This is a genomic window from Escherichia sp. AM3 (assembly GCF_032029835.1).
Lineage (GTDB): Bacteria > Pseudomonadota > Gammaproteobacteria > Enterobacterales > Enterobacteriaceae > Escherichia > Escherichia coli.
Genome location: NZ_JAVUPQ010000125.1, coordinates 1 through 4,868, shown reverse-complemented (window position 1 = coordinate 4,868; position 4,868 = coordinate 1). Strand labels below are relative to the sequence as shown.

The following is a 4,868-nucleotide window of genomic DNA, read 5'->3' as shown; positions in this document are numbered from 1 at the left end:
CCGTTGTTCTCGACCTGTTCGCAAGAAAACCAGTGGGCTGGGCCATGTCGTTCTCGCCGGACAGCAGGCTTACCATGAAAGCACTGGAAATGGCATGGGAAACCCGTGGTAAGCCCGTCGGGGTGATGTTCCAAGCGATCAAGGCAGTCATTATACGAGCAGGCAGTTCCGGCAGTTACTGTGGCGATACCGGATCAGGCAGAGTATGAGTCGGCGTGGAAACTGCTGGGATAACAGCCCCATGGAGCGCTTCTTCAGGAGTCTGAAGAACGAATGGGTGCCAGCGACGGGCTATGTAAGCTTCAGCGATGCAGCTCACGCAATAACGGACTATATCGTTGGATATTACAGCGCACTAAGACCGCACGAATATAATGGTGGGTTACCACCAAACGAATCAGAAAACCGATACTGGAAAAACTCTAACGCGGAGGCCAGTTTTAGTTGACCACAACAGACTACCTGAAGGGAGCCGCGGTCGCCTGGCAGTTGCAGTAGCAGGAGATCATCCAGCCGCAGTACAGGTCACGATGACTCTGGTTAATGATACCGGCTTTGACCCCGTATTTTCCGGCTCTATCGCTGAATCATGGCGTCAGCAGCCGTGCACACCATCCTATTGTTGTGACTGGGAGGCTGCCACCATGCTTCGCGCTTTCCCTCTGGCGAAAAAGGGAGAAGGACGGGCCCGTCTGCCTTCACTTTATGCCAGCTTCGGTAAGCTGGGTGAGACACCGACTCATGAAGATATCATTGATAACAATCGATCCATCAACTGGCCTGTATAACGTGGCTGCCGGTGATTAAGAAAGCTGCACCTACCTAAGTAGTAGCAAACGCACACTTTTTAGAAAAATCGATGGTCAGAAACTGGATTAGCAATTCCGTTCCAGGGTTGCTTTTGATTTACGTTGGCGTCTGATCATTGATTTATCCTCAAAAGCCCAACCTCATTGGTAATGAACCAGCTCCGTGAATGTCCGCTCTGGCACAGAGCGAAATTTTTTGATCTCCCCCCTGAAATCTAAACTTAGTCATGTCACGTTTTTGGGTTTCTAAAATTTTAACTTCGCGTTTTTCGTTGCCGTAAGGGTTATACAGAAATGTCCGTTAAGCAGAGTTCAAAATTGATTGCCGTGATCACGACTGGTTTGAAAGCCGCGCCCAAGCCTGTACAGCTCTGGTTTGCGTTGATTATGAACCTGTCAGCCTAAAGCAAGCGGATGGACGATGAGTATTGGTAATCTTTCAGAGTCCGGAAAAGTTCAGCCCCAGTCTGAACAGGCTTGCTGGCGCCAGTCCAGTTTCATTCAGTCGTGGTTTGGTTCTTACGGCCTGTGCAATCTACCTCATTAGGCACATCGGCCTGCCAGATACCGGCTCGGGGTGTATTTCCGCTTCCACGCTGAATACTGTTCTCAGCAATCCTGGGGTCATCACCTCTTCTGGTGTGCCTTGCGCCATAACATGTCCGTTTGCCATTACCACCAGTTGATCGCAGTACCGGCTAGCCTGATTAAGGTCGTGCAGCACAGCGACCACCGTTTTCCCCTGAGTCCGGAGTTCGCCCATCAACCGCATCAGGTCCACCTGGTGATTGATATCAAGATAGGTGGTTGGCTCATCAAGTAATACAACGGGCGTATTCTGGGCCAGGACCATTGCCAGAAATGCGCGCTGGCGCTGACCGCCGGAAAGCTCGGTTAACCGACGAACGGCAAGATGATTGATCCGGGTCTGGTTCATGGCGACATTAACTCGTGCATTGTCTTCAGCGGAGAGACGCCCCCAGAGTGACAGCCAGGGATTACGACCATACGAAACCAGCTCCTGGACTGTGATCCCCTCTGGCGTTAAATGGTGCTGAGGCAGCAGCGAAAGCCTGCGGGCCAACTGGCGCGATGAGAGCATATTTATGGGATTATCGCCGAGAAATACGGTGCCAGACTGCGGCATTAAAAGCCGCGAAAAACAGTTTAACAGCGTCGATTTCCCGCAACCGTTAGGACCGATCAGGGCGGTGATCTTCCCCGTTGGCAGTGAGAGTGAAACGTCGTTAAGTACCTTGTCTGTCCCGTAACTGACCGTCAGATTTTCAGTTCGTAAAGTCATTTATCGCATTCTCACAAGCAACCAGACAAACCACGGCGCACCGATAATGGCGGTCAGCACGCCAACCGGGAGCTCCAGTGGGGGATGAATAATTCTCGCCAGCAGATCGGCAACCACCAACAGCAACGCACCTGTCAGGGCCGAAACAGGCAGCAGTCTGCGGTGACGTCCACCGGTGATGCTACGCATCATATGCGGCACCACGAGACCAATAAAGCTAATCGGGCCGCAGGCGGCCACGCCGGTAGATGTCATGGCGACAGCTAGTAACAAAGCCCAGAATCGGGTATGGGGCACCGACACACCGAGCGTGGTGGCGCGCGCATCGCCGAGTGCAAGGAGGTCGAGATCGCGGCAAAAACTCAGGCTCAGCGGCAGAAATAAAATCATCAGCGGGATGGCAATCTTCACAAAGCTCCAGTCACGGCCCCATAAGCTGCCGGTCAGCCACAGCAGGGCGTTGTTCACATCCTGCGGGCGCGAGAGCATCAGATAATCCGTCAGGCTGGCCCAGCATGCAGAAAGCGCCACGCCGGTGAGCGCCAGCTTCATCGGCTGGTGGGTCTTTGCCAGCATCTTCAGCAATATCAACCCCGCCATGCCGCCCGCAAAGGCCAGCAGCGGCAGCACCATCACGGGCAGTGACGGCATAAGAAGTAGAGCCCCCACAGAGGCCAGGCTGGCGGCATGGTTAACACCGAGAATATCCGGTGATGCCAGAGGGTTGCGCACAATCCCCTGTATCAGCACGCCCGCCACGGCGAGGGCTGCACCGACAAACAGTGCCAGCAGCAAGCGCGGCAGTCGGTACTCCATCAATACATAATAATGCTCGCGTCCGGCCTGCCAGTCGGTCAGCAGCGCGCGCCACGGCACGGGGATCACTCCCATATGGAGTGATAACAGCGCACAGCCCGCCAGGGCAAGGGTGATGAAAATAACCAGCGCAATTTTCATCCTCGCCTCCTCACAAGCCAGACAAAGCAAGGGCTGCCAATCAGCGCCAGCACTGCGCCTGCGGGCAGATCTCCGGGGAAGGCCAGTGCGCGTGCGAGTACATCTGCCAGCAGCATCAGCGTGGCCCCCAGCAGCATGCTCACTGGCAGTACGTTGCGCTGATCGAAGCCTGCCCAGAAGCGCGCCAGATGTGGCACCAGCAGACCGATAAACGCCACCGGACCTGCCACGCTGACGCACGCACCAACCAGAAGCAGCACTAACATATTGATGACCAAACGTAGCCTCGTCAGGTTCACTCCCAGCGTATGGGCGGTGCTGTCGCTGAGGTTGAGCAGGTTCAGTTGATTCGCCAGCAGCAACACGACAGGGACTGCAGTGACCACCACCGGCAAGAGCTGCCAGACATCCTGCCAGCGGGCGTGGGACACTCCGCCTGCCAGCCAGTAAAAGATGCCGTAAGCATGATCTTCGGCCAGCAGCAGGGTGATGCGGGTAAGGCCCATACAAAAGGCCGACAGCGCGATACCCGCGAGGATCAGTTTGTTTCTGTCATGGGTATGACGAAATCCGCCTCCTGCGGTCATGACCAGCAGCCAGCTCACGCCGCCCCCGCATGCCGCGATGAACGACAGAGAATAGCCTGCAATCGGCGTCGGACTCAGCGCGCTGGTAAGCGCCATAGCCAGCGCCGCGCCGCTGTTAATGCCGAGCAGTGAAGGAGAGGCCATTGGGTTGTGGGTCAGGGTTTGCAGCAGCGTGCCCGCGAGCGCCAGGCTTGCGCCGATCAGAACGGCGACCAGGCTTCGTGGCAAACGAAGGTTTTGCACCAGCGCTTCTGGTAGCGTTGGCGTGTGTCCAGGCAGCAGGGCGCGGGTTGCATCTGCTCCGTAAACAGGAATGGCCGAGGAGCAAAACATACTCAGCCAGAAAAAAATAATAAGTTCTGCAACGGGAAGCCCCCACAGCAGCACCGGGGGTTTTATCGCGGTCATTTCACAACGGTAAGCGGCTGATGGTGGAAGATTTTTACCGTGTCAGCGGCAATACGCTCTGCAGCAAAAATACCGCGCATCCGCGCCCAGGTGTTACTGTCGACCGAAGCAACCTGCTGCTTCTGCGCGGCGGTTAACATCTGCCAGAGCGGATCTTGTTGCCAGCGTTTAACAATGCTCTCTTCGCGATAGTGGGCAACCAGCAGCCAGGCAGGATTGACCGCCAGCAGTTGCTCCAGGCCGATGGACGGCATGGACGCACCCGCCATCGCAGCGGGAACGTTCAGCCCCAGAGAGGCCAGCACGCTGCCGGTCCAGGTCTCCTGAGTATGCAGGTTGAATTGCTGTTCGCGTGATGTGCCAAAGGCCACGCGTGTCCCTTTGGGAAGCTGGCTGGCCCACTGCGCCATCCTCTCTTTATGTTGTTCCAGGCGTGCCTGCATCTCTCGCTTTTTACCCACCATTTCGCCGATGATAGCCGCAGATTGCAAATTTTCAGCGTAGGTTTCGTTGCGGGACTTAAGCAGCAGTACCGGCGCGATTTGCTGCAAGGCGATGTAAACCCCCGCATGGCGACTGCTGTCGGCAATGATCAGGTCTGGTTTCAGAGCGGCAATGGCTTCCAGGCTCGGCTGCGCGCGCGTTCCGACGGACTGCCACGGTTTCAGGTGCGCACGCACTTCGGGCAGGATGCGTTTTGCATCGTTATCGTCGGCAATACCGATCGGGCTGACGTCCACGGCGGCCAGCGCATCGGCGACCGAGAGTTCCAGCACCACAATCCGTTGTGGCGTGTTTTCGAGT

5 protein-coding genes and 1 pseudogene are annotated in these 4,868 nt (G+C 56.2%); 2 read left to right on the top strand and 4 right to left on the bottom strand.

Annotated features, from left to right (window positions below; genetic code table 11):
* Together RTW80_RS22455 and RTW80_RS22450 are read left to right on the top strand one after the other, a co-directional pair.
* Window positions 1-448 (top strand): annotated as a pseudogene (locus tag RTW80_RS22455) (IS3 family transposase); the annotation flags it as partial.
* A gap of 82 nt (window positions 449-530) precedes the next feature.
* Window positions 531-788, top strand: a complete 258-nt coding sequence (locus RTW80_RS22450) for a hypothetical protein (RefSeq protein WP_000177057.1) — start codon at window positions 531-533, stop codon at window positions 786-788.
* 556 nt (window positions 789-1,344) lie between these two features.
* Here the strand turns inward: RTW80_RS22450 and fecE are convergent.
* The 4 genes from fecE to fecB form a co-directional block, all read right to left on the bottom strand.
* Entirely contained in the window at window positions 1,345-2,112 is a 768-nt protein-coding gene (fecE, locus tag RTW80_RS22445) for a Fe(3+) dicitrate ABC transporter ATP-binding protein FecE (RefSeq protein ID WP_000175457.1), read from the bottom strand.
* Complete coding sequence (gene fecD, locus RTW80_RS22440; protein WP_000684856.1) at window positions 2,113-3,069, bottom strand: Fe(3+) dicitrate ABC transporter permease subunit FecD; 957 nt, start codon at window positions 3,067-3,069, stop codon at window positions 2,113-2,115. It abuts the gene before it with no gap.
* Window positions 3,066-4,064 carry an iron-dicitrate ABC transporter permease FecC gene (fecC, locus tag RTW80_RS22435; RefSeq protein ID WP_312720259.1) on the bottom strand — a complete coding sequence of 333 codons (999 nt, stop codon included), beginning with the start codon at window positions 4,062-4,064 and terminating at the stop codon, window positions 3,066-3,068. Before fecC ends, fecD begins: the two co-directional genes overlap by 4 nt.
* The coding region (gene fecB / locus RTW80_RS22430) for a Fe(3+) dicitrate ABC transporter substrate-binding protein FecB (RefSeq protein WP_312720255.1) at window positions 4,061-4,868 on the bottom strand (808 nt) is incomplete at its 5' end. The genes fecC and fecB, both read right to left, overlap by 4 nt.